At 46.2% G+C, this 25,335-nt stretch carries 19 protein-coding genes; all 19 read right to left on the bottom strand.

The genetic code is table 11. The annotated features are described in order from the left end of the window. Position 1: 1 nt before the first annotated feature. The 19 genes from P3C17_RS16330 to P3C17_RS16240 all read right to left on the bottom strand — a co-directional run bounded on the left by P3C17_RS16330 (position 2) and on the right by P3C17_RS16240 (position 25,211). Complete coding sequence (locus P3C17_RS16330) at positions 2 to 1,027, bottom strand: YCF48-related protein (protein WP_300930434.1); 1,026 nt, start codon at positions 1,025 to 1,027, stop codon at positions 2 to 4. Between the two features lie 76 nt (positions 1,028 to 1,103). Beyond that, positions 1,104 to 2,465 carry a DUF1329 domain-containing protein gene (locus tag P3C17_RS16325; protein ID WP_300930433.1) on the bottom strand — a complete coding sequence of 454 codons (1,362 nt, stop codon included), beginning with the start codon at positions 2,463 to 2,465 and terminating at the stop codon, positions 1,104 to 1,106. A 20-nt stretch (positions 2,466 to 2,485) separates the two neighbouring features. Continuing rightward, a complete protein-coding gene (locus P3C17_RS16320; RefSeq protein WP_300930432.1) occupies positions 2,486 to 4,636 on the bottom strand; it encodes a DUF1302 domain-containing protein in 2,151 nt (716 codons plus the stop codon). Positions 4,637 to 4,938: 302 nt separating this feature from the next. Continuing rightward, positions 4,939 to 5,160, bottom strand: a complete 222-nt coding sequence (locus tag P3C17_RS16315; RefSeq protein WP_300930431.1) for a DUF2835 family protein — start codon at positions 5,158 to 5,160, stop codon at positions 4,939 to 4,941. Between the two features lies 1 nt (position 5,161). After that, positions 5,162 to 7,744 carry an aminopeptidase N gene (gene pepN, locus P3C17_RS16310; RefSeq protein ID WP_300930430.1) on the bottom strand — a complete coding sequence of 861 codons (2,583 nt, stop codon included), beginning with the start codon at positions 7,742 to 7,744 and terminating at the stop codon, positions 5,162 to 5,164. Between the two features lie 186 nt (positions 7,745 to 7,930). Then, positions 7,931 to 9,421, bottom strand: coding sequence for a Na+/H+ antiporter NhaC (gene nhaC / locus P3C17_RS16305; RefSeq protein WP_300930429.1), 1,491 nt, complete (start codon positions 9,419 to 9,421; stop codon positions 7,931 to 7,933). Between the two features lie 105 nt (positions 9,422 to 9,526). Continuing rightward, positions 9,527 to 11,545, bottom strand: a complete 2,019-nt coding sequence (prc, locus tag P3C17_RS16300) for a carboxy terminal-processing peptidase (protein WP_300930428.1) — start codon at positions 11,543 to 11,545, stop codon at positions 9,527 to 9,529. A 16-nt stretch (positions 11,546 to 11,561) separates the two neighbouring features. After that, the gene (gene proQ, locus P3C17_RS16295) at positions 11,562 to 12,284 is read right to left on the bottom strand and encodes an RNA chaperone ProQ (RefSeq protein WP_300930427.1); all 723 of its coding nucleotides are present in this window, start codon (positions 12,282 to 12,284) and stop codon (positions 11,562 to 11,564) included. 6 nt (positions 12,285 to 12,290) lie between these two features. Next, positions 12,291 to 12,599, bottom strand: a complete 309-nt coding sequence (locus P3C17_RS16290; RefSeq protein WP_300930426.1) for a hypothetical protein — start codon at positions 12,597 to 12,599, stop codon at positions 12,291 to 12,293. Further along, positions 12,596 to 13,069, bottom strand: coding sequence for a GAF domain-containing protein (locus P3C17_RS16285; RefSeq protein WP_233079909.1), 474 nt, complete (start codon positions 13,067 to 13,069; stop codon positions 12,596 to 12,598). Before P3C17_RS16285 ends, P3C17_RS16290 begins: the two co-directional genes overlap by 4 nt. A 107-nt stretch (positions 13,070 to 13,176) precedes the next feature. Further along, on the bottom strand, positions 13,177 to 13,857 hold the full coding sequence (locus P3C17_RS16280; protein ID WP_300930425.1) for an SIMPL domain-containing protein: 681 nt from the start codon (positions 13,855 to 13,857) through the stop codon (positions 13,177 to 13,179). Positions 13,858 to 13,926: 69 nt separating this feature from the next. Further along, positions 13,927 to 15,753, bottom strand: coding sequence for a M1 family metallopeptidase (locus P3C17_RS16275; protein WP_300930424.1), 1,827 nt, complete (start codon positions 15,751 to 15,753; stop codon positions 13,927 to 13,929). Between the two features lie 15 nt (positions 15,754 to 15,768). Further along, the gene (locus P3C17_RS16270) at positions 15,769 to 17,595 is read right to left on the bottom strand and encodes a protein kinase (protein ID WP_300930423.1); all 1,827 of its coding nucleotides are present in this window, start codon (positions 17,593 to 17,595) and stop codon (positions 15,769 to 15,771) included. A gap of 106 nt (positions 17,596 to 17,701) precedes the next feature. Beyond that, on the bottom strand, positions 17,702 to 19,261 hold the full coding sequence (locus tag P3C17_RS16265) for a dihydrolipoyllysine-residue acetyltransferase (protein ID WP_300930422.1): 1,560 nt from the start codon (positions 19,259 to 19,261) through the stop codon (positions 17,702 to 17,704). A 10-nt stretch (positions 19,262 to 19,271) separates the two neighbouring features. Beyond that, positions 19,272 to 20,249, bottom strand: a complete 978-nt coding sequence (locus P3C17_RS16260; RefSeq protein WP_300930421.1) for a transketolase C-terminal domain-containing protein — start codon at positions 20,247 to 20,249, stop codon at positions 19,272 to 19,274. Then, positions 20,249 to 21,433 (bottom strand): thiamine pyrophosphate-dependent dehydrogenase E1 component subunit alpha, encoded by a 1,185-nt coding sequence (locus P3C17_RS16255; RefSeq protein ID WP_300930420.1) that lies wholly within the window; start codon positions 21,431 to 21,433, stop codon positions 20,249 to 20,251. Before P3C17_RS16255 ends, P3C17_RS16260 begins: the two co-directional genes overlap by 1 nt. Positions 21,434 to 21,723: 290 nt before the next feature. Next, complete coding sequence (astE, locus tag P3C17_RS16250) at positions 21,724 to 22,776, bottom strand: succinylglutamate desuccinylase (RefSeq protein WP_300930419.1); 1,053 nt, start codon at positions 22,774 to 22,776, stop codon at positions 21,724 to 21,726. 134 nt (positions 22,777 to 22,910) lie between these two features. Continuing rightward, positions 22,911 to 24,179, bottom strand: a complete 1,269-nt coding sequence (locus tag P3C17_RS16245; RefSeq protein WP_300930418.1) for an endonuclease — start codon at positions 24,177 to 24,179, stop codon at positions 22,911 to 22,913. A gap of 153 nt (positions 24,180 to 24,332) precedes the next feature. Next, positions 24,333 to 25,211 carry a DMT family transporter gene (locus tag P3C17_RS16240; RefSeq protein WP_300930417.1) on the bottom strand — a complete coding sequence of 293 codons (879 nt, stop codon included), beginning with the start codon at positions 25,209 to 25,211 and terminating at the stop codon, positions 24,333 to 24,335. Positions 25,212 to 25,335 lie beyond the last annotated feature (124 nt).

Raw genomic sequence — 25,335 nt, 5'->3', positions numbered from 1 at the left:
GTTATTCCGGCTTCTTAAGTGCTAAGGTTCTAATTCCAGCTTCGGTCACTAACACCAGCTGTTCCTTGACTGCAACGGCATTTAAAATGGCTTTACTGTCTTCTGTCTTTAAAGGCTCAAAACTGACACCATCGTCGCGACTGACCAACAAAGTACCGGCATTACCCGTCAAATAAACATGGTCGGCGGCATCAGTCAGCACACTGTTTAATGTGGCGGTTTGGTTATGTTGCACTTCCTGCCAGCTTTGGCCCAAGTCAGTACTTCTGAACACATGGCCACGTAAACCAGCCGCTATCAGGGTGTTTTTTGCGGTCATAGCTAAGCCAAACAAAGAACCATTATAAAACTCCGGATGACGGGTCCAGCTTTTGCCAAAATCTGAACTGGTGGCAAAAAAGCCTGCTTCGCCAATCAAATACAACACATTATTGTGCTGATAAATGCGATTAAAATGTGGCAATACTGATGCACGTTCATCCGAATAAGCATCAGGGTCTGTTTCCTGCAGCTCTTTTAAATACTCCTGATCTTCAGCGCCCACCAACTCCAGATGAAATTCATCCGACCAGGTTCTACCGCCGTCTGTGGTGCGGTAAAACATGCCATAAGCACCGAGAGCTATGCCATTGCTGGCATCAGCAAATAAAATATCAAACAGAGGTTTGTCTGTTTCTGGCTTAAATTGCTGCAACTGCCAGCTTTGACCACCATCTTGGGTAGCAATAATAGTCGCATCATGCCCCACTGCCCAGCCGTGTTTGTCATCAGAAAAATACACTGAGGTAAACAGGCTTTGTACGGGGGTTTGAATTTGTGTCCAGTGGGTGCTGTCTTTACTGAGCAGCAGATGACCACGATCGCCTACCGCAACATACAGCTGATCGTTAACGCGGATTAAATCGGTCAGCACAGATTTTTCTGCCAAAGGCATCATATAAGATGGCGTTGGCGACACTGCAGACTCAGCGTGAATTTGGGTTGTCAGCAGCAAAGCCGCAACAGAGGATAAAAGTTTAACCATCATTAGAGTTTTCACTCAGCATCAATTTAAAAACAAAAACGGTTGGCATCAAGCCAACCGTTTAACTACTGCTTACAGATTAACGGGTACCTTCACGGCGCAGAGCCGCTGGAGTAAAGTCATTGTCTGTTAACGGCACAGAGAAATCATACATCTTGTCTTCGTTGTCTAAACCAATCGCTATATAACGACGGGTATTCAGATCGTGGAAAACTTCCAGCGTACTCCAGTGGGTTGGTACTTCGTAGTAGTTCAGACCATGAGCCACGGCAACACGGTATAACTCGCCTCTGTTGTCATACAAGTCAGCTACGTGTACTTGCCAGCTGTCTTCGTCGATAAAGAATACACGTTTACCGTAGACATGGCTGGTACCGCTTTTCAGATTCGCTTCAACTACCCAAACACGGTGTTTTTCCCAGCGCACGTATTCCGGATTGATGTGGCCTGGCTTTACCAGATCCTTATATTTCACGTCTTTGCTGTGCAGTTTGTAACTGTTGTAAGGGATAAACAGCTCTTGTTTACCCACTAACTTCCAGTCGTAACGGTTTGGTGAACCGTTGAACATATCGAAGTCATCTGTGGTACGCAAACCATCAGAGGCTGTACCTGGTGCATCATAAGCCACGTTTGGCGCACGACGTACCCGACGTTGTCCTGTGTTGTAAGTCCAGGCCTGACGAGGAGTTTTGACCTGGTCCATAGTCTCATGAACCAACAATGCAGTACCGGCCAGACGAGCTGGAGTGGTTACAGCTTGCTTGAAACGGAACAGGATATTTTCTTTCTGCAAAGCATCTACTGTGGCATCCGGCGCTGAGTATTTGAACATAATTTGTTCATCAAAGCCGATAGTGACGTAGTCACCTGAAGCAGTAGGTGCAACCTGGCCACCGTTACGGCTGGCTGCTACACCACGGAAACGTAAAATATGGTTCCAGATGGCTTCTAAACCGTTAGCAGGAATTGGGAAAGGAATACCAATGGCCGCGTTAATAATACCGTTACCACCTTCAACCAGTTCTGCGTTTGCTGCAATTTTCTTTGTTGCATCATAAACATACTGTGGGTAAGACGCAGTACGGCGGCTTTGATATACATTCATTTTGTAACTGTCTGGGTAGGCTTCAAACAGTTTGATCTGACCTGGACTTAACATGTTTTTGTATTGAGCCAGATTTGATTTATCAATAGTGAACAGTACTTTATCGCCAGCAAATGGATCCGGGTGGTGATCACCAGGTTTATAACCAGCAGGAGCAGCAGTAATACCACCTTCCCATGCTGGAATACTGCCATCTGCATTACCTGCTTTTTCCGCGCCCAGCGGCGTTAAATCAGCACCCAAACGGGCGACCTGATCCGGAGTTAACTTCGCAATAGCACCACAGCTAACGACTAGCGCAATAGTAGATGCAATCAGGGTGAGTTTTTTCATAATGGTTCTCGCCTCGTCCCTTAAATAGAGTATTTAATGTTAAAAGATACAAAATCACGGTCAGCTGTATTGTTGGTAGTACCTACACCACCCCAGAAGGCATTGTAAGATAACTCAGAAGACCAGCGGTTCAGATAATCAAAAGCTACAGTGTAACCCACTGACTTTTTATCTTTGGAGAACATAAACAGTGGATCAGGTGTAATACCATTCACGTCGTGGGCAAACACCACACGATGCGACATATTGACACCAGCAAACACGTCATTGAAATCCGCTTTAGCTAATAAACGGTAACCCCAGGCTGATGCTGTTGGGAAAGGGTTAGTTTCAGCGCCATTAGATAAGGCTGTGTGTACACCGTCTTTATTCACCAGCGGACCACCATTGATGGTACCAATTAAAGGACCGCCACTACGGTCTGTATTTGGACCATTTAAGCGTAATACAGACTGATCCGGCATATCGTTAATTTTGATACCACCGACCTCAGCTAACATAGTGAAGTTATCAGCGATCCACATAGGACCAAACAAGTGAGTCACTGTGATTTGAGCCTGAGTGGTGTCTGACAGAATGTAGCCCTGAGCAAATTCGCCTGGTCCTACTTTGTTACCATCAAAACGGCCGATTTGACTGATGCCTTCCAGTTCACCACGCAAACCTGCGTTAGCTAACTGCTCTGGCATACCAGCGTACAGAATTTCCACGTCATCGATTTGCAGAGGCTCATCCTGACGGTAGGACAATTCACCAGCAACAGAAGTACCACCTACTGTGGTGTTAAAACTGAAACCATACAGCTTAATATCTTCCGGATACTCGATAAGGCCCTTGGAGAACACATCCATATTGCCGATATTGTCTTTAGTGATACCACCTACGTTTGCAGCCAGATACTGTAATGACTGCACTACGCCTTCCAGTCGTGGGGCGCCAGTCACCGGATCTTTAGAGCCAAAATCTGAAGCTATACCAGAAATCAACGGAGTACGGCTATGGTAGTTCATATGGTAAACAGCAAACTCAGTATCATTCAGCTCTGACGAAAAGTATTCAAGCTTAAGACCGTATTGACCACCGTCTTCAGGTTCAATTTCACCGGCAGAGCCTTGTGGTCGTAACGTTACTTTTGTGGAGTACGCCAGCATAGCGTTTATAGCAGCTGTTTTGGCTGAAGCCGGTGCAGCCGGATTGGCCAATGCGCCAAGTAAAGCCCCTGCATTCTGTGACAACAGATTCATCTCAGACACCAGGAAGTCCAGATCGATATCCGGGTTACCCGCAAAACCTAGTTGGATATTCTGGTTGTAACCACCTTCCCCAGCAAAATCGTTGGTAGAGAAATAAGAACCAGGTACTGGCAGGTAACTATTTTTCCACTCGTATTGATAAAACACTTCAGCGGTCAGATTTTCAGTTAAACCTAAAGAAGCCCATGCCATACCTACAGGAATAAAAGCTTCTTTTAAGTCAGCACCGGGACTACGTAACACGCCCACGTCCACTGGAGTGATGTTAATACCGTGAGGAATGAAGGTACTTTCACCCCAGCTAAGCACCTGATTACCCACTCGAATAGACAATGGGTTTGCACCATCGTTTAAGGCAAAGTTGCCATAGACATAAGCATCTAATAAACGGATATCACGGCAGGCTAAATCACGGGCGTCATCATCCGCACAAGGGTCAACTTTGTTGCCTGACAGAGGGTTAGTGTAAGCACCCTCGTCGTCCATTAAGGCTGAATCGTAGAAATAGGTGAAACGACCAAAAAAGCCAAAATCACCTTTGGCGATAGACAACTCATGAGTACCACGGAACACTTCGGAGAACATATCTCCCTTGTCATAATTCAGGTTACCCGCATCACCATTACTGGAATATGCACCAGGCTGAGCCCAAATTTGCGAACTTGTGTAAATCGGATTGGTAAATGCGCTGTAATTTGTCCAATCGAATCGTGGGTGGTTGACCTTACTGATGGTGTCCCAATTACGATCTTCTGCGCGCCAGCTGGCGCCATAAGAAAATGTAGAGTCAAATACAACTTCTACATCACCGAAATCAAAGGTGGCTGCCTGAGCACTGGTGGCCGACAAGGCCAATAATGCAGAAGCAACACCCAGAGCTAAAGTACTTCTGACGAAGGCACCTGGCTTAGTATTCATTCGTTATCTCCCCCCTGTCCCTGCAGGTATTTTGTTATTTTTTATTTTGAGCCAACCAACTGCTCGGAGGTCAGCTTGTATCGAAGAAATCATTACATCATTTTGATCGTGGCGCAAGGCTTGCGAACAGTCAAATCTGTTGATTTTTATTCAGTTTTTTCCCTTTGCACTGCCTAAACCACCCCAGTTGCACCCAATCCGGTTTGACCAGTTGAGTGAAGATCATCTAACTGAATGAAAATAATAGCTAAAGTGGCAGATTTTGCCTGTTTTGTTTTAAGTTAGCGTTTTAAGTAATAACTCTAATTTATTTTTTCTAAACTGCTGAACTTACCCTGTTCGGTTAAGGTTAATACAAAACGCGCATTTACTCCGGCATGGCTGATGTAAGGCCGGAAATACCGAAGTGGCAGTTGTACTGTCTGGCCATTGTCGGCCTGCACCACCACGTCGGTGTACAAGCCCTGATAAAAAGCCAGACATTGATCAACATCCAGCAACAGTCTGAATTTGTACTTTCGCATATCAGCTTAAGCTCTTACTCACTTTCTCATACAAATCGTTACTCAACTCTTTGTTCAGCATAGTCTGTAACACCGACTTTAACTGCAGCTGGCGCGAACTTTGATAGCGTTTCCACGATAACAGCGGAGTGACTAAACGCGATGCAACCTGAGGATTAATTGCGTCCATTTTCAGTACCACATCGGCCAACAGCTGATAACCCTGCCCATCTTCAGAGTGAAACATAGCAGGGTTTTGCTGATAAAAAGCGCCAAACACAGCCCGCACTCGATTCGGGTTCTGCCAGCTAAATTGTGGATGTGCAGTCAGTTGCTGCACTGTGGCAAATACGGATGGCTGAGGGTAAGACGCCGATAAGCTAAACCATTTATCCAGCACCAATACATCTTTATTCCAACGCAGCTCAAAGGCACTCATCAATTCTGCAAATAACGGATGCGAGGCACTGCGGCAGGCGCGCAGCACAGCCAATTGATCGGTCATATTGTCTGAGTTGTTGTATTGCTGACGTAATAATTCATCCTTACCAGCAACAAAAGCCAGATAATGCAAACAGACTGAACGCAAAGCGCGCTTCGCAACCTGCTGCTGTTGATACTGATAGGCTTCTGATTGCAACGATTGATAACAGAGTTGCCACTGATCTTTCAGCTCAGTCGCCAGTTGCTGCTGAAAACTTTGCAGCGCCCACACCAGATCCTGAACCGGTATTTCATCAAACTGCTCCGCCACCATGTCATAAGCTGGCACTGTGAGTAATTCAGCAGTAAAGGCTAAATCATCCAGAGGCTTGACCAACAGCTGCCGATAAAACTCAAACAAAGCAGCAGGCAGTTGATACTCAGCTCCAGAGCTTTTTGCTTCAATAGCGGCTTTCACCTGAATTTGCCACAGCTGCTGTATGGCATCCCAACGCGCAACCCCATCTTTGGCAACGCGGGCTATTTGCAGCAGCTCATCCATGCTGTATTGATACTGCAATTTTACCGGCGCAGAAAAGTCGGCTAATAACACAGGCACGGGTTTTTGACTAACGGCAAAACTAAACTCCTGCTGCTGTTGTGTCATTTCCAGCAAATAAGGCAGACTCACCCCTTCCACCAGCAACTCAACGCGAACAGGCAGCAGCAGAGGCTCTTTTTCGGCCTGATCAGCGGTGGCTGGCGTATGCTGTTGCATTAAAAGCTTAAATTCACGTTTTTTTGCATCAAACTGGCTATGAACTTTCAGTTCAGGCGTGCCGGATTGCTGATACCAACGTCTGAACAGCGTTAAATCACGTTTATTGGCATCCTGCATGGCATTGACAAAATCATCGCAGGTAACCGCCTGACCGTCGTGACGTTTAAAGTATAAATCCATCCCTTTTCTGAAGCCGTCCTGCCCCAACAAGGTATGCAGCATACGAATGACTTCAGCGCCTTTGTCGTACACTGTGACTGTATAGAAGTTATTCATTTCCAGCACTTGCTGTGGCCGGATAGGATGGGCCATAGGGCCGGCATCTTCAGCAAACTGAGCGGTTCTGATGGTTTTCACCGCATCAATCCGATTTAAGGTAGCTGAGCCCATATCAGCGCTGAATTGCTGATCCCGAAATACCGTTAAGCCTTCTTTTAAACTCAGCTGAAACCAGTCACGGCAGGTCACTCTGTTGCCTGTCCAGTTGTGGAAATACTCATGACCAATAATAGATTCGATGTTAAAAAAGTCGGTGTCTGTGGCAGACTCCTGATCGGCCAATACGTATTTGCTGTTAAAGACATTTAAGCCTTTATTTTCCATCGCGCCCATATTAAAGAAGTCGACCGCTACCACCATGTAGATGTCAAGATCGTACTCCAGGCCAAAGGTCTGTTCGTCCCACAACATAGCGCGTTGCAGCGATTCCAACGCAAACTGAGCGCGGTTTTTATTGCCTTTATCAACATAAAATTCCAGCGCTACTTCGCGGCCAGAGCACGTGGTGTAACTGCCTTTTAAGCAATCAAAATCCCCTGCGACTAAAGCAAATAAATAACTTGGTTTTGGAAATGGGTCCACCCAAGTCACATGCCGACGACCGTCAGGCAACAAAGTTGAGCTGACCAGATTACCGTTACTCAATAGCGCCGGATAGCTTTTATCATCAGCAATAATATGAGTGGTAAAACGGGCTAACACGTCAGGTCGGTCAAGGTAATAACTGATACGGCGAAAGCCCTCCGCTTCACACTGGGTGCAGTAGGCTCCATTGGATAAATACAAACCTTCCAGCGCCGTATTGGCTTTTGGATTTAACTCAATTTTAAGTTCGAGTTGTGCTTTGGCTGGCATGTCAGGCAGGATCAACTGTTCAGCAGTAACCTGATAACAATCAGCATTTAGTAACTGTCCATCTAATGACACAGACAACAACTTCAGTTCTTGTCCATCCAGAATTAAAGTCGCAGCCTGACCACTGGTAGATTGCAGCTGGTATACCGCAGTCAGCAATGTCGCTTCAGGGTTTAACTCAAAACTCAGCTCCACGTCGGTAATAGTAAATTCTGGGGCTTTGTAGTCACTTAGCTTCTTTGCCTGACGGCTTGATACCTGGCTCATCACAAACTCTCTTTTTGTTAATGTTAACGTCGAAAATTGTGCTCCTGCATTTCCGACGTACCGTACATCCTGTACATAAAAAATTACCCGGAGCAATTTTTAACGACGCGAAGCGTTGGCCCGGGAGGGTGAGCGCCATGGATGGCGGCGAATAAAACAAAGGCCAGTCTGAACTGGCCTTTTCTATTATTTACCTTGAACGGCCGCTGTAATTGGCGTGTCCGGAGGTGTCAGTTTTAATACCTTAATGCCCATGTAAGCATAGATCACAGCCAGAACCGGATTAATCAAGTTAAAAAATGCATACATAGCGTAATCCAGCGGATTCACATTTAATACGCCGTGCATATAAGCACCACAAGTATTCCACGGAATTAATGGACTGGTAATAGTACCACCGTCTTCTAAGGTGCGGGACAAATTCACCGGCGCTAAACCACGACGCTCATACTCTTCTTTAAACATCCGGCCTGGCATCACAATCGCCATATACTGATCGGCAGTTAAAATATTAGTCGCAATACAAGTAGCAATAGTGCTGGTAATTAAGGAGCCCGTGCTGTGCGCTTTATGCAAAATAGCTTCAACAAACTTACGCAATAAACCTACATGCTCCAGCACAGCACCAAACATCATGGCCGAAAATATCAGCCAGCAGGTGTTCAGCATTTTTACCATACCACCACCATTCAACAGTTTATCCAACTGCGCATTTTGGGTTTCAATCACAAAACCACCATGCAAGGTGCTCCAGACCACTTTTAAAGTAGCAAGAAAAGCATTTAATGCCGGATCTGCCATTTTAGCCACCAACTCCGGCTGGAATAACACAGCCCAGACGCCACCTAACAAAGCGCCGATAAACACAGTTGGAAAAGCCGGTACTTTTTTCACAGCCATCGCCATCAATACCAGTAAAGGCACTAACATTAGGGGGCTGATATTAAAATGTTGTTGTAAAGAATCACTGATAGCACGGATTTGAGAGTCATCGGCAGCTGCATCAGCGTTGAATCCCATCACGGCAAAAATAATCAAAGCCAGGATCAGACTGGGCACAGTAGTCCAGGTCATATGGCGGATATGGTCAAATAAGTTTGAACCTGCAACAGCGGGAGCCAGGTTGGTGGTTTCACTGACAGGAGACATTTTATCGCCAAAATACGCGCCTGAAACTATAGCACCTGCTGTGACTGCTGGTGACATCCCCAGGCCCGCAGCTACACCAATCAGGGCCACACCTATGGTCGCCGCTGTAGTCCAGCTGCTACCAATACTGATGGCCACTACGGCGCACAATAAACAACTGGCCGCATAAAACCAGGATGGGTCTAACAACTGCAAACCATAATAAATCAGTGAAGGCACAGTACCAGCTAACAACCAGGTGCCAATTAATGCCCCTACAGAAAACAGTATTAACAAGGCACCTAAAGACAAGGAAATGCCTTTGACCATAGCTTGTTCAATGTCAGCCCAACCATAACCATTCTTCAGGCCTATCACAACACCGACAAAAGCTGCTACAAACAAAGCGATTTGATTGGCACCATAAGAAGAATCGCTGCCATAGAGGTAAACGGACAGACTGAGTAAAACGACTAAAACAATAAGCGGTATGCTGGCATCTAAAAAACTGGGGGCTTTAATAAGGCGTGGTGCAGGTTGTTGTTCCATGGTGCTTCTCTTCACGACTGGCTTTAGCCAGTTTCTGTTGTAATGAGCAAAGGGCCAGAGTCATGGGTTGCTTGCAACCAATCACTCTGACCCCTTCGTTTTATTTTAATTGGCGCGTTTTGCCAGATGACCCAGACTTAGCATGTCTGCAGTGATCTGCGCTGTTTCTTCCAACAATGGATCCAGCTTTTCCAGCACTTCAGGTAAATCATCCAGATTTTTCACAGCTGGTAACTTCAATCGTGCTAAACGTTCATTCACGCGTTGTAAATCACGGGCTGTGTTCTCGTCTTTTTTCTTCAGACGTTCCTGCTCGTTTAATGAAATAGTTTTTTCATCTTTTTCTTTGGTATACAAAGCGATATCGTCCATCAGGTATTTGTATTCAGTTTCTTTGCTGAAACGCTCCTGATGTTTTTTCTGCAATACAGGTAAAGCCTTTTTAATTTCATCAGAAGACGCATACTGAGCCGGAGGAATACTATCCCAAGGCAAGGCGTTTTCTTCTTTGCTTTCGCCCCACTCACCCGGTTCTATAGGCGACGGGAACAAAATATCAGGAGTCACGCCTTTATGCTGAGTACTGCCACCGTCGATACGATAAAACTTAGCTATAGTAAATTGCACAGAACCTAACGACTCTTCAAACATATCGTAGACACGGCCTAAAGTACGGTGCTGCTGCACAGTACCTTTACCAAAGGTATGTTCACCGACAATCAAAGCACGGCCATAATCCTGTAAAGCTGCAGCAAAAATTTCAGAGGCAGAAGCACTGTATCTGTCAACCATCACAGTTAAAGGGCCGTTATAAAATACGCTGCCATCCTGATCCTGACTGATACCGATACGGTTGCCCGATTCACGGATTTGTACCACAGGGCCTTTTTCTATAAACAAACCTGTTAAAGACACAGCTTCAGGTAAAGAACCACCGCCGTTGCCACGCAAGTCGACGATAATACCGTCCACATTCTGCTGCTTTAAGCTGGCAATCTCTTTTTTCACATCTTCGGTCAGGTTGTTGTAAAAGCTTGGAATATTAATCACACCAATCTTTTTACCCAAAGGACTCAGTTTAGGCTCTAGTACTTCAGCTTTTGCGGCTCTGTCTTCTAAACGGATTTTATCCCGCACTATAGAAATTTGAGTAGGAACTCCTTTGGATGCATCGCCGCCCACTAACACCTGTAAACGCACAGTGGAACCTTTCGGGCCTTTGATCAGATCCACTACATCATCAAGACGCCAGCCGACCACATCAACAAATTCTTCTTCACCCTGAGCCACACCAATGATTTTATCTTTAGGTTTGATCTTTTTCGTCATATCAGCAGGGCCACCCGGCACCAGACTCATAATGACAGTAAAGTCATCATCACTTTGCAGCACTGCGCCTATACCTTCCAGCGACAGATTCATTTCCTGCTGGAAACGTTCAGCGTTGCGTGGCGATAAATAGGAGGTATGAGCTTCAATGCTGCGTGCGTAAGAGTTCATCACAATCTGAAACACATCTTCACTTTCGGTTTGTAATAAACGTTTTTTCGCGTTCTCGTAGCGTTTTTTCAGCAGTTTTGTCGTCTCTTCTGCTGTTTTACCCGCTAACTTCAGGTTCAGCGCATCAAATTTCACCTTCTGACGCCATAGCTCATTCAACTGAGCGACATCAGCAGCCCAAGGCGCGTCTTCACGCTCAAACTCGTAGCTGTCTTTTTGAGTGAAATCAAAAGGTTTGTCCAGCAGACTGATGGCGTAATCAAAACGCTCTAAACGGCGGGTCAAACTTAAATTAAACATTTGATAGGCAAAATCAAACTGGCCTTTCGCCAGACCGTTATCAAATTCGTTACGATATTTTTCAAAGCCGTCTACGTCTGACTTGAGTAAAACGTTACGGAAAAAATCCAGACTTTTCAGGTAGCGGTCAAAGACTTTTGACGATAACTCGTCGTCAATGCGTAAGCCTAAATAATGCTCTCGGGTAAAGTAATTGGTCACTCGTTTACTGGCTGTTGCATGCTGTGGTTCCTGCACCAAGTTTGGCACAGGAGAAATAACCGGCGCAGCCACACTGCTGCCGATCACCAGAAAAAACGCCGCTAAGCTGGAAATTTTTTTCATTGAACACTCATCTTTGTTAAGCCTGGAACAGCTTATCCCCTTGGGTCTTAATCACCATACCTGAGGCAAGCTGCACCACAACATCATTTTTAACTACTTCAAGCACAGTGGCCGGCACAGGTTTTAAGCCAACTTTTAACTGCACAGTACTGCCAACCTTTAATGTGGCTGTATTTAATGCAATAAGTTCAACTGGTTGCTCTGAAACCACTTTTTCTGTGGCTTGAGGCTTAGAGTGAAGTCTGGCTGCTTTTGCTGCAACTGTGGCCTTGTTTGGCTGAGATTTTTTGTAAGCAGGTTTGTCGGAAGTTTGAGTTTTTGGCTGGTCTTTCTGCAGCTCTTTTTGTTTAGCACGTTCTGCTGCAGCTTTCGTTTTGCGCACTTCAGCTGCTTTGGCTTTGCTTTGCTCTAGGGTTTCAGCTGCATGAGCGGCTTGCTGCTCATCAATCAGTTCACCTGCAAGACCATCCAAATCAACGCGGGCAACGCCCACTTTGACACCGGCGAGATAACGCCAGCTGGACGTATACAAACGTAAGGCATGACGAATTTGCGTTTTGCTGATGCCATCTTCTTCAGACAACCGCTGGGCTAAGTCCTGAAAAATACCAATTTTCAGAGGTTTAGCTTCGCCGCTTTGGCTAAAACACAGAGGAAACTTTTCGCTAAGTTCGGCGAGGATTTGTTTCACATCTTTGCCTGCGGGTTGAGCTTGAATTTGTTCAGTTGGGGTTGTCATGCAAAATTACTCTTCTTCATCAGCGGCATCGTTTAACTTAATGCCTTCTTCTAATTGGTTATTAACGTAACAGATAGCCCAGTCGACCAGTTCATCTTCATCTGCTTCTAATAAAACTAAACTACCTCGTAGTTCGTTCCAAATCGCGAGAAGTAAATGATCTATTTCGGCTGCTAAAATATCATCTGGAAAACGGCGCCAGACTGCATGGTAAATAGCGTTGATGCGATCGGCGACGACCTCTTCTTCGCCTTCCCAGTCACCTACATCGGCAACCTGGAATAAATAATCCTGAATATTAACTAAATCTTTCATAAAGTCCGGGCCAAATGCTGCTCAAACAGCTGAACTAATCCGGCCAGACCTTGCTGGTCGTCCAGATCAAAACGGGCCAGACTTGGACTGTCGATATCCAGCACAGCGATAATCTTGCCATTATGGCGCACTGGTAACACAATTTCTGAGTTACTGGCTGCGTCACAGGCAATATGACCAGGAAACTCGTGCACATCTTTGACCAACTGAATGTCACCTGTTGCCACCGCAGTGCCACAGACGCCCTTGCCCACTGGTATACGCACACAAGCTACTTTGCCCTGAAAAGGCCCCAGCACTAAAACATCGTCCCTTAAAATATAAAAGCCTGACCAATTCAGATCAGGCATTTCATTAAAGAGCAACGCACTCAGATTTGCCATGTTAGCAATCAGGTCTGTTTCGTCTTCGATCAGAGACTGAGCTTGCTGTTGCAGCAGCTGATAAAATTCTGGTTTTTGCTCACGCATGAAATATAGGTTCTACCATTACTACGAAGGTCCCTACATTACTTGTTTTGTCGCTAAATTTAAACCTCTGCCACAAAAAGATTTAACCCCTTTTGTTTAATAAACAATCAATGACTGTTCATTTCAAACTCAACTGACACTTCTGCTCTGATATCGGTCTGGCCAAAGCTGACTTCAGCACTGTCAGTCATGGCTCTTGCCATCTTCATGACAGGTGCCGGAGCATAACCTTGTTCATTGATTTTTTGTGCTGAACCCAGCTTTAAGCCATTGGCCTGAGCCAATAAAGATGCTTTGGTTTTGGCATGAGCAAAAGCCTGTTGCAGCGCTTTTTGATACAACTGATCAGACTCGCTGACTAAAAATTCAGCCTGATTCATCTGAGTCACCCCTAAATCTGCTGCCTGTTGCAACACAGTGCTATACAGCGATAAATCATTTAACGACACCACGATGTCACGGCTGACCTGATAACGTTGTGGCAATTTGCGTTCAGGGTCGTGCTGATAGTCCTGCTGAATACGCAAAGGCGCATTGTTCAGTTGCTCGTCTTTTACGCCCAGCTTACGCAAAGCTGTGGTTAATGCAGCCACCTGCTCATCTACTTTTTGTTTGGCGTCACTGACTTTTTCTGAGGTCTGCTGAATTTGCATGGTTAAACGCACAGCGTCAGGTTTAGCCTGCATGATAGCTGAGCCTGATACGGTGACGGTTTTGACTGCTTTTGTATCAGCCAAAGCGACACAACTCAGACAACAGACCATAAGAGCTACTAATTTCGTTTTCATTTTTTAATCCTGTTAAACACTATCTGTTCAGTACAGACTACCCGGCCAAGCTGAACGGCCACTTAAAATTCAATTCAGCTTCAATACCTTATCAACAGCAGACTGAGTTAAAGGGTGATAACCCGGCCTTGCTTTCTGATACAGATTTTTAGCCCATTCTAAATATTCAGGGTTCTGACTGAGCTGCTGATACAAAGGCACCACAAATTTACGCCGCCCTACTTTTATTAAAAACTGCTCCAGCGCTGGCAACACTGCCTGATAGTTTTTCGCCAGCGTCACTTTAAACCAGGCCGTTGTCACTTCAGCATTCTGACTTTGGCTTAAATGAAAAGCCTCGTCCAGTTGCTTCAACTGAGCTGCGTCGACAGTAGCAGCCAACTGACCAATAAAATGTAACCAATGGTGAATACTCCAACTGTTTGTCTGTAATTCGGTCAGATTGCCGCTTTTTTGCCATAAAGCCAGTTGTTGATCCACTTGTTTAAAGGCATCAGACGAAGGTTCAACAAAAGTACTGGCCAGGCCGGGTTGATACAGCCATTCCAGAACTTCGCCCATAGAGACAATATCCGGGTCATTCAGCAAGGTTTTACGCATATATCGCAAGAACTTTTCAGTGTCCATACTTTGAAAAGCAAAGGTCTGGAAATAGTTTTTCAGGAAAGGATCAAACAGCACACGGCCAAAACGTTGCTCTAAAAATTGCAGGAACAACATGCCTTTGACGTAAGGCACCTGAGTAAAGGCCTCATCCGGATCACGGCCTGTGTAATCGGTGATCAGCAAGGTATCTTTGGCATCGAGCTGCAGCAAATCATTTTCCAAATCCTGAACCGACAGCTGGCGTTCCAATAAAGCACGTTCTGGCCCAAAAACTTGTTCCATAATGCGGTTTTCAACATAGTTGGTAAAACCTTCGTTGAGCCAGAGTTCATGCCAACTGCCGTTGGTGACTAAATTACCAGACCAGGAATGCGCCAGCTCATGGGCAATTAAACTGACCAGACTTTTATCACCCGCTATCACTGTCGGCGTAATAAAAGATAAACGCGGATTCTCCATACCGCCAAAAGGAAAACTGGCCGGTAATATCAGCAAATCATAACGACCCCACGGGTAGTCGCCGTACATGGCTGTCGCGACTTGCATCATTTGCTCAGTATCAGAAAATTCAGCCACAGCTTTATCCAGCCAGACTTTTTCGGCGTAAACGCCTGTGCGGTCTGACATGGCTTTAAATTCTAAATCCCCTATCGCCAGGGCGATCAGATAAGCAGGAATAGCCTGAGGCATACGGAAAAAGTAATCGCCGTCTTTTTCGGTATTCGCACTATTATCCGCTCCCATGACCGCTAACAACTGCTTAGGTGTGCGAATACGAGCCTGATAATTCAACCGCACTGCAGGCGTGTCTTGCAATGGGATCCAGCTGCGGGCGTGAATAGACTGCGATTGGCTGTACATAAAAGGCTGCTGTTTTTCGCTGCTTTGCTCTTTAGTCAGCCACTGTAGGCCTGAAGCTTGTGGGCTGGTGTGATAATAAATACGCACAATAGGAAACTGTGCCGGGAATTCAATCAACAACGCTTGCCCATGATGAGGAGATTTGTCACCAAAACTATGGCTCAGTCTGTGCCAACGGCCTTCGACAGATTGCCCCACTACTTTTTCAATGCTCAGGTCACGGCTATCCAACACCAGTTGCCTTGTGTCCGGATGGTGCCAGTCCAGTTTCAGCTCAACAAAACCCTGTAGTTGCTGCTTATCAAAATCAGCCGTTAAATCAAGCTTCAGCTCCGGGTGGCTGACTAAAGTAAAGTTGCTGAAACTATGAGGATCCGTCGCCTGAACCCTGGCGCAAAATAAAACCAGCAACAGCAGCACAACACGCATTTTCTTTCTCCGAAACTAATTTTTACTGTAATTCATAGGATTGGCAGGATAATAACAAAGTTCCTGCTGGCTCTGGTGACTGAAATGCCGGGTATCTTTGTGGGGCAATTTCATAAAACCACCGACGCCTTCGCCGCTAATTAAAGACACTTTTGCCAAAATACTCTGCAGCAAAGCGGCAAATTCAGCTTCAGCAGCAGGTTCCAGCAGCCGGTAATAATTATGTATTTTCATATACAAAGGCGTGACTTCAAAAATAATGCAGCCGGTATGACGAATTAAATTCAGTGCGGCTAAGTCATCCATAATGCTGTCTGGCAACACCAGTTGTTCGTCGGGATCTTTACCATCTTCAAAATAACTGTGCTGCGCGCTACTGTCGTCCAGCTGGCTTTGGCCCAGCTCATATTTTAGCGCTGTACCTTGTGGCACCACAAAAGGAAAATCTGTGTTATCCCGTGCAATATGGATAGTCTGGCGCGCATCAAATAAACAGGCTTTAAAAATACCCACTTTGCCGATACAGCGTGCCAGTTGCACCACGTTGTTCACCGCTACAGCAAAAGCTTTTTGCAGGCGCTCGTCAAACAGATTCAGACTGGAATCGATATAGACACCGCTGCTTTGCCAATGAATAGCAATACCGCCGACCACAGGATAACGGCCTAAACGACTGACGGCAGCGACAAAAGCTTTTTCAGTTTCGCCCATGCCCTCGAGATAGTTTTTGTAATAGCGTTCCAGCTGCACATCGTCAATGTACTGAATGCCTTCTTCGTCGCTGTGCTCCCGCAAAAAGGATTTACGCGACGAATAGACCACAGTATCCAGTTCCTGCGCTTTATCGCTGATCCAGACCGGTAAGACTGACTCTGTGCTTAAAATTGGCAAGTCAGGAGTAACCAGATGATGTAAGCGTGGCATAGATTTTAAGAAATAATCGCCTGCCTGCTGACGCAGTAACAAATCATCAGACAGCATACTGTCGAGCATGGTGGCAAATTCCATCGGCAAAGCTAAGCTACGTGCTGGGATCGCCTTGCGGCCAAAACGACAGGACTGACCGGACGCCAAGGCATACAAAGTGCTGGCCACACCCTGCTCATCAAAGCGTGGGCTGGATAAAGCACCAGAGCGCTGCTCTGGACCAATAAAATACACATCACCTAAACGGGCGTTGGACGTCTGTAAATCCGACGACATCAGTTGCATCACGTTGGTACCAATGTAATGACCTTCACTATCAAGCTGGGCGAACACCGAAGAGCCCCAATCCACCAGACTGATTTGATTGGTGTTTTCGTCGTAGACAATATTCGACGGTTTAATATCGCCATGCACTATAGGCGCTATTTCACCGTCTTTCTTATGCTGACGCAGCGCTAATAACAGACTGGCTAACTGAGTGGCAATATCTAGTAATAAACGAACCGGCACGCGGCCATGTTTCAGGCTGTATTGTTCCAGATCCACGCCTTTGGCGCGGCCCATCATTAAAATGCCCTGCTTTTTAACCAACTGATAGGTAAAAAACGGCGGCACATTCGGATGAGCGGCCTGTGACAACATATAACCTTCGTCGGCCAGACGCTCCTGAATATGAGGCGGTAAATTAATGCGGGAGAATTTAAACACCACATCCTGCTGCTTTTGATCCAGGCCTGCAAAGACAAAACCATAAGCGCCCTTACCCACCAGCTCAATCTGACGGTAACCCAGTTTCTCCAGTTCAGAGATACAAAGCGCCACCCAATCTTTAAGCTTTTTAGCATCGTTAGCGTTGAGCAGGTAAACCGACTGCTCTTCGGGGATATAAAAGTTACGAAGCTGATGTTTATCCATGCATTACCCGTCGTAATACCCTTAAAAACGAAAAACCCGGATTACTTTCGATCATCCGGGTTTTGTAACAAAGAACGATGCCAATTACCAGCTATTCGTCAATGGCTTAGACCATAGACAGCAACATGGATGATGGCTGTTCCAGATAGCTTTTCCACAGGTTAGTGAAACGGGCTATGGTGCCACCGTCTATCACGCGGTGATCACCAGACCAGCTGATTTGCATCAGAGAGCGGCCTTCTACTTCACCTTTGGCATTAAAACGTGGTAACAGCTGAGTTTTACCCAGCGCGACGATCGCCACTTCCGGCTTATTGATAATAGGAGTCGCCACAGTGCCGCCAATAGCGCCAATGTTGGAGATGGTGATAGTGCCACCTTTGAGCTCAGCCGGGCTAACACGGCCTTCACGGGCAGCGTCAGTCAGTTTCGTCAGCTCCTGGGCAATTTGCACTATCGACTTGTTCTGACAACCTTTGATATTTGGCACCAGTAAACCCACTTTGGAGTCGACCGCTATACCAATATTGTGATCATCAAAATACGTCAGTTCAGAGCAGTCGCTATTCACCTGACTGTTCATAATAGGGAACTGCTTAATGGCCAGCGACATAGCTTTCATAAAAAACGGCATCAGCGTCAGTTTAATACCCTGCTTGGCGTATTGATCTTTCAGCTGACCACGAAGTGCAATCAGCTCTGTTAAATCAATTTCTTCACAGTAGGTAAAATGCGGAATAGTCGATACCGAATCCTGCATCTGACGCGCCATCGCCGCCTTAATGCCTTTGATTGGCTCAACACGACTGCCGCCAGTACTGGTTGCAACAGTAGCGGTCTTGACTGGTGCTGCAGCAGCTTTGGCTACACCAGAAGTAGCTCCACCATTAGCATAAGCTTTGACATCGTCTTTATACACCCGGCCTTTGTCGCCAGAACCCGGTACTAAAGATAAGTCGATACTTAATTCGCGGGCTAAACGACGCACGGCCGGACTGGCTAAGGCTTTGCCATTGCCTGCAGGAGCCGCAGTTGAGGCTGCGGCCACAGAGGCTGCTTTAGCAGCACACACAGGTGTTGCGACTGACACTGCAACAACTGCCGGAGCAGAGGTCGAAGTACCAGCAATTTCCTGCTGAAACAGCGGGCTATGTACTTTGGCAATCTCGCCTTTGGCGTAATGCAATTTGACCACTTTACCGGCATATTTAGCAGGAATCTGCACTAAAGCTTTGTCGGTCATTACATCACAAACCGGCTGGTCTTCAGCCAATACATCACCTTCTTTGATCAGCCACTCAACAATTTCACACTCAACAATACCTTCACCTATATCAGGCAGAATAAAGTCTTCCAGCTGTTTGCCAGTAGCCACAGCAGCAGGAGTTTGAGCCGGAGCAGACACAGGTGTAGCAGCTGGTGCGGCACCCTCTGTATCCATTTCAAACAAAGGCGCATGCACTTTGGCTATATCGCCTTTGGCGTAATAGAGTTTGGTGACCACACCGTCGTACACAGCAGGAATTTGTACTAAAGCTTTGTCGGTCATCACATCACAAACCGGCTGATCTTCGGCGATACGATCACCTTCTTTCACCAGCCATTCTACGATTTCACACTCGACTATACCTTCGCCAATATCCGGCAGAATAAAATCTTTTTTCATCTGGCTATCCTTAGAAATTAACCGAGCGTTTAATGGCTTCGTAAGTTTTCAGATGATCGGGCACATATTCTTTTTCCAATGCCAGCGGGTACGGAATATCCAGACCACAAACCCGTTCAATCGGGCTTTCCAGATGCAGGAAGCATTTTTTCTGAATGGTTGAGGCAATTTCAGCCGCAAAACCACCCGTTAATGGCGCTTCATGGTTAATGACTAAACGGCCGGTTTTCATCACCGACTCTGCCACTGTGTCAACATCCCAAGGCTGAATACTGCGAAGGTCTATCACTTCACAGGAAATGCCTTCGGCCTGGGCCATATCCACAGCTTTTTGGATAATTTCCATCTGCGCGCCCCAGGCTAACACAGTAACGTCTTTGCCCTGTTGCAGCACTTCGGCTTTGCCCAATGGAATTTCGTAATAGTCTTCTGATACTTCGCCGACAGAAGCGCGGTATAGTTTCTTAGGTTCAAAGAAAATCACCGGATCCGGGCAGTTAATAGCAGCCAGCAACAAACCTTTGGCTTGTGCCGGGTCGCGTGGTACTACGATTTTTAAACCCGGTGTATGGGCAAAATAAGCTTCAGGCGACTGGCTGTGGTAATGACCACCAGCAATACCACCACCGTATGGCGTACGGAACACTAAACCACCGACATTAAACTCGTTGCCTGAGCGGTAACGGAACTTGGCCGTTTCATTCACAATCTGGTCAAAGGCCGGGAAAATATAATCAGCAAACTGAATTTCAGCCACTGGTTTCATGCCTTGGGCTGCCATACCGTTGGCAAAACCAGCAATACCTTGCTCAGTTAAAGGTGTGTTGAAACAACGGGCTTTGCCGTATTTTTCCTGCAACTTGCTGGTCGCACGGAATACACCACCAAAGTGGCCGACGTCTTCACCAAAACAAACAACACCATCATCTTTGGCCATGGCTAAATCTAAGGCGTTGTTGATCGCCTGTAACATATTCATCTTAGCCATTATTCAAATCTCCCCGCCGTCACCGGATAGGCATCCGGGTACTTTCTGATATGTGCTTTTAATTCTTCTAATTGTTCATTTAAAAGTGGAATTGGTGTTTCGTATACATCACTCATCAGATGTTCGATCCCAGGCTTGGCCACTTTTTCTGCTACTTTTAACGCATCCAGAATTTCCTGGCGCAGCGCATCCGACTTGGCTTTGTCTTCGTCTTCATTCAGCCAGCCTTGTTTCACCAGCCATAAACGGTAACGGGAAATCGGATCGTTTTTACGCCACAGCTCTTCTTCTTCTTTGGAGCGATAGCCACTTGGGTCATCAGAAGAAGAATGCGCACCTAAACGGTAAGCGATAGATTCAATTAAAATAGGCTCTTCGTGCTCCAAGGCGTAGTCACGGGCCATTTGGGTGGCTTTGTATACCGCCAGAATATCTGCACCGTCCACACGAATAGCTTTCATGCCATAACCCACGCCACGACAGGCAATACCATCACCTTTAAACTGCTCGTTAGCTGGGGTTGAAATGGCATAACCGTTGTTACGACAGAAGAAAATCACCGGCGCTTTATGCACAGCCGCCATATTTAAACCAGCGTGGAAGTCACCTTCGGACGCTGCACCTTCACCAAAATAACAAATGGTGGTGTTTTTCAGTCCGCGTAACTTTTGTGCATAAGCGTAACCACTGGCCTGAGGAATTTGTGTGCCCAGCGGTGAGGAAATCGTCATGTAGTAAATGTCTTTGCTGCCGTAATGCACAGGCATCTGACGGCCTTTACCTAAGTCTTTTTCGTTGGAAAACAGCTGATTCATAAACTGTTCCAGACTAAAACCACGATAACGCAAAGCGCCTTGTTCACGGTACTGCGCCATAATCATGTCTTTATCATCCAGTGCAGCAGCACTGCCGACAGTAGCGGCTTCTTCGCCTAAACACTGCATATAAAAACTGATACGGCCCTGACGCTGAGCCGCCAACATACGTTCGTCCAGTATGCGGATAAACTGCATGCTGTCGTACATTTTAAGGGCAGTGGCTTTGTCGAGCTGCGGTACTTCAGCACCAGGGTAGATAGAGCCGTCATCCTGCAGGATACGCAGCGTAGGAATTTGTAACGCGTGACCGCTGGTAAACTCAGCTGTGTGCACTGTAGAGATGGTTGCGTTATTGGGGTTAGTCATAGGTGTCTCTTTTGGTTGTATCCGTCAGACGGTGGCAAACATCGGCGCAATACGGTGGCTTGGTGACCACTCTTGGTAAATGAATTGCGTTTCCCCGTTTGCCCTGACCATTATTTTTTGTTTTACGTGTTTTAATCAGTATCGCTATTTTCTTCTATTTTTCGGCCGCAACTTTACCTTTACGTAAACTGCATTGCAACCAGAGGCACAAATAAAAACAGCTGGTCCATGCACTAAAGCCTGGCCAGCTGTCAGATATTTTGTACTCTGTAAGGCTATTGAGCTGTGGATTAACTCACTTTGCCTGTCACTGAAACAGGTTTCACCATCAACATAGCACGCTGTCCAATAGCCACTTTAGGGTTAGGGAAAATAATGGCTTCCCCCTCCACTTCTACCTTGTATTCAACGCCCTCATCACTCGCAAGAAGAGTACCTACACCAAAGGTAGTGAAGTTTTCAATGTTATCGGCAAAATGCAGCGTGAAGGCTTCTGTAGTTTTATCGATAGAACGGCGCACTTCATAGAGATTAAAGTCAGCTTCATTAAACTCAGTTGTGGCAAGTTCGCCGCCTGAGATCAGGGCTCGGAATGCCGCTGCTGCATCGGCAAATCGGCTCATATCGTTTTGGCCAAAAGGTCTTGCCTTGCCAAGTTCAATGGTAAAACCATGCGCATTGCAGCTTTGAGCGGCAAAATAACTAAAAGTACTGGCTGGTGTTTGCATCAGAAGCACAGTGTTTGCGCCACAGGCCTTTAAAAATTCAAACTGGTTTTTACTCCAATTTTTGCCATGCAAAAACGGATAGACCACAAACTTCTCAAAACGTGAACCACGAATAGCGGTATGCAAGTCATAAAGCTTACGCTCACGTAAACCTTGCGGCGCATCTTCAAAAAATTTCAGCACATAAGTTTCTAACTTTTTCGCACGCTCGCGCTCAGCGCTTTGTACACCAGGCTCTTTACTGTGATGGCCTGAAAATAAGCGGTTTAAGTTATCCTGAATTTCCCGTACACCTGCGTTCATTGCTGGTGGATTTCCAAATAAAAACAACACACGCTCTGTCAGCAGCAACTTACCTGCCAAAACGTCATTTAAAAGCTCTGAACACAGCTCAACAGGCGCAGTTTCGTTGCCGTGCACACCGCTTGATAACACTATGTCTTGCTGGCCGGATTGCTTTGGCTGGCAATAGATCACTCCTGTATCCCAGATTTGAATATCTGTGCCGTTTTCAAGCTGGTAGCTGGCAAAAGGTAAAAAATCAGGATGGGCTAAGGTAAGTTTTAAAAAATCAGCGGCTTGTTGCAATTGCTGCAACAACTCTTCAGGCTTCATAGATGCTCCATAGGCTAGCGCTTAAACGCTTTTTTAAGTTGCCTCATTCTAGCTTGTGGCCTGAAACAGTCCAAGCTGCTTTTCCTCTGAAAAGCAGCTTGAAACGAATTTTGACGTGAAATAACAGTCAGCTATTACAAACCGCAGCTGGCGCCATAAATTGACTGAGCCCATTGTGGGTTGTCGATAAAGGGATTGCGGTTTTGTTGCCATTCGTAAATACGGTTATTACGACGAATTTCAAAACTATCCACCGGATCCTGGATATGCCATTGCAGTAATACACAGAGTTTGCCCATTTCAGGCGCTGAACTGCCGGTAGGTGCAAAGTTACGTAAAATCAGGTTAGGCGTGCCCGTTTCATCACCTCCCTCATAGCGCACATCCATATAAAACATCATACGGGCGACATCGCCTTTAACCGCATTACGGGGCTCGAAGCTGTCGCTGTCGGTTTTATTTTCCGGCGCTTCAGTTAAGGGTGTACCACCTATATCAAAGTCTTTATTGCCACGGCTGGAGTTAATGGATACATCTGCAGGCCGTAAATGATGGATATCGGTATAAGCATATTGGCTTTCGCTGGGGAAACCATGGCTTTTGGCCCATACATGCTCACGATTCCAGGCATCCAGTGAATTGGTTTGACCAGCCCTGAACGTCTTGGCCTGAGAGCGTCCCGCATACAACAAAATCACATTATTGGTGTTGTTCGGATCTTCGTCTGTGTAAGACAGCGCATCCCACACCTGACTGTAAGTTAACCGCACATGGCCACGTAAAATTGAGTTCAGTGCTGTTTTCAGTTCACTGCCTGTTTTCCCCGCAGCAGCCGCATAATAGGTGGGCTGATTGATCACAGGGCCTGTGCCACCGCCTCCGCTGCAGGTTGCAGTAAAGACACCACTACCAGGATTGCCATAATTGCCCGAGACAACCCAATCAGACACACCATTATTATCTGTGGTTTTATTTCGGCTAATGGATTTATCCACAGCATTAATAGACCAACCGGATAAGCCATTTTCCCAGCCGACCGCATCAATTTCTGTGCTGCCGTTTCTCAGCCTGACGTAGTCACCGCTATTGCCAAAAGCCAGAGTCAAACCCGATAAGTGCGGCGTGACACCGTACAAGGCTTGCATAGCCGCCGTATTTTTTGCCACCAGAAAATAGCTGCGTGGCGCTACAGTGCCGGATAAATTAAAACTGCCACCGTTATCCTGCAGGCTATAGCCTTGCAGATTAATGGCTGTGCAGCTGTTGTTGTAAAGCTCAACAAACTCTTCAGTGTTGTCATTATTGGGGGCGTCGTACAGTACTTCGGTGATAAGCAAACTGGCAAAACTGCTGCTGCAATAAAACGCTGCAGCAAGCAGTGATAAGGTTGTGATCTGTTTCATTAGTAATCCTGTGAGTTCTTGTTATGGTGTGAGGATCTGCTTCCTGCCCCCAAATTGGCTCTGCTTCTCCGTCAGAGCACACAAGATTAGCTCAGGTATATGACAAATTGCTTAAATTCAACACAAAATGTTTACTTTTTGATCATTAGAGCACTAAGCCCACATCACCAGCACAGCAGCCAGCACAATCAACACCAGGCCCAGCAGATCCTGACGTTTTAATTTTTCTTTTAATACCAGCACCGAAATCAGTAAAGTAAAAAGTATTTCAACCTGCCCCAGTGTTTTTACATAAGCCACAGCTTGCAGGCTCATCGCCGTAAACCAGCCCAGAGATCCTAAACAACTGGTAAAACTGGTGGCCAGAGTCAGTTGTGGCCTTTGCCATAGTTTAACTAAGGTGGTTTTGTCGTTCAGAGCCAGATAAACCAGCAACACCAGTGTTTGAGTGCTGATGACAAAAAACAGTACCCAGGCTGCTGCAGGCAAAAAAGGCAATCCCAGAGTCAGACTGGCTTCGCGTACCCACAAGGAGGTCAGCGCAAAAGCCAAACCACTGCCCAAACCTAAGGCCAGAGTTTTGGCGGATAAAGAACGAATGCTGGTAGCTCCGGTGAGCAAAAACACCGCGACACCACCAATAAAGACCCCAACCCAACCTAAAGGACTGATGTAGGTACCAAAAAACATTACCCCAACAATAGCGGCCAAAATAGCCTCGCTTTTGGCAAGACCTACCCCAATCGCATAGTTTTTTAGCCTGAATAACACCACCATCAAAGCTGTTGCCAGAATTTGCATCGCGGATGCCGCCAGCACATAAAACACAAACCAGAAATTAAACTGGGGGATGGCGTAATCCTGCCATTGGTAAAGCCCTATTAAATACAGTAGCGCTAAAGGCCCGGCATAAATAAATCGGGCTAAGGTTACGCCCATCACTGGTACGTCTTTACTCAATTGTTTTTGCAAAGCGTTACGCATCGCCTGCATAAAAGCAGCCAGCAGCGTAAAAAGAATCCATAAAGACATACAGACATCCGTAAAATTCTGAAGTCAGCATAATGCAGCGGCTTTTTATGCGAAGCAATCAGAAAATGGCGAGGCATAAAAATTCTGGCCATACTGAAACCGAAATTCATCGTGGTTCAACAGA

This window comes from Rheinheimera sp. 1928-s (assembly GCF_029269265.1).
Lineage (GTDB): Bacteria > Pseudomonadota > Gammaproteobacteria > Enterobacterales > Alteromonadaceae > Pararheinheimera.
Note: the sequence above shows the minus strand (reverse complement) of the source record. Positions and strands in the feature narration are given on the sequence as shown.

Bases quoted from the DNA above. Each gene is read 5' to 3' on its own strand.
- P3C17_RS16315 (WP_300930431.1), bottom strand. From the start codon at position 5,160: ATGCGAAAGTACAAATTCAGACTGTTGCTGGATGTTGATCAATGTCTG.
- P3C17_RS16280 (WP_300930425.1), bottom strand. From the start codon at position 13,857: ATGAAAACGAAATTAGTAGCTCTTATGGTCTGTTGTCTGAGTTGTGTC.
- astE (WP_300930419.1), bottom strand. From the start codon at position 22,776: ATGAAGCCTGAAGAGTTGTTGCAGCAATTGCAACAAGCCGCTGATTTT.
- P3C17_RS16270 (WP_300930423.1), bottom strand. From the start codon at position 17,595: ATGGATAAACATCAGCTTCGTAACTTTTATATCCCCGAAGAGCAGTCG.
- proQ (WP_300930427.1), bottom strand. From the start codon at position 12,284: ATGACAACCCCAACTGAACAAATTCAAGCTCAACCCGCAGGCAAAGAT.
- P3C17_RS16240 (WP_300930417.1), bottom strand. From the start codon at position 25,211: ATGTCTTTATGGATTCTTTTTACGCTGCTGGCTGCTTTTATGCAGGCG.
- P3C17_RS16255 (WP_300930420.1), bottom strand. From the start codon at position 21,433: ATGACTAACCCCAATAACGCAACCATCTCTACAGTGCACACAGCTGAG.
- P3C17_RS16260 (WP_300930421.1), bottom strand. From the start codon at position 20,249: ATGGCTAAGATGAATATGTTACAGGCGATCAACAACGCCTTAGATTTA.
- P3C17_RS16285 (WP_233079909.1), bottom strand. From the start codon at position 13,069: ATGCGTGAGCAAAAACCAGAATTTTATCAGCTGCTGCAACAGCAAGCT.
- P3C17_RS16265 (WP_300930422.1), bottom strand. From the start codon at position 19,261: ATGAAAAAAGATTTTATTCTGCCGGATATTGGCGAAGGTATAGTCGAG.
- P3C17_RS16290 (WP_300930426.1), bottom strand. From the start codon at position 12,599: ATGAAAGATTTAGTTAATATTCAGGATTATTTATTCCAGGTTGCCGAT.
- P3C17_RS16245 (WP_300930418.1), bottom strand. From the start codon at position 24,179: ATGAAACAGATCACAACCTTATCACTGCTTGCTGCAGCGTTTTATTGC.
- pepN (WP_300930430.1), bottom strand. From the start codon at position 7,744: ATGAGCCAGGTATCAAGCCGTCAGGCAAAGAAGCTAAGTGACTACAAA.
- P3C17_RS16320 (WP_300930432.1), bottom strand. From the start codon at position 4,636: ATGAATACTAAGCCAGGTGCCTTCGTCAGAAGTACTTTAGCTCTGGGT.
- P3C17_RS16325 (WP_300930433.1), bottom strand. From the start codon at position 2,465: ATGAAAAAACTCACCCTGATTGCATCTACTATTGCGCTAGTCGTTAGC.
- nhaC (WP_300930429.1), bottom strand. From the start codon at position 9,421: ATGGAACAACAACCTGCACCACGCCTTATTAAAGCCCCCAGTTTTTTA.
- P3C17_RS16275 (WP_300930424.1), bottom strand. From the start codon at position 15,753: ATGCGTGTTGTGCTGCTGTTGCTGGTTTTATTTTGCGCCAGGGTTCAG.
- P3C17_RS16330 (WP_300930434.1), bottom strand. From the start codon at position 1,027: ATGATGGTTAAACTTTTATCCTCTGTTGCGGCTTTGCTGCTGACAACC.
- prc (WP_300930428.1), bottom strand. From the start codon at position 11,545: ATGAAAAAAATTTCCAGCTTAGCGGCGTTTTTTCTGGTGATCGGCAGC.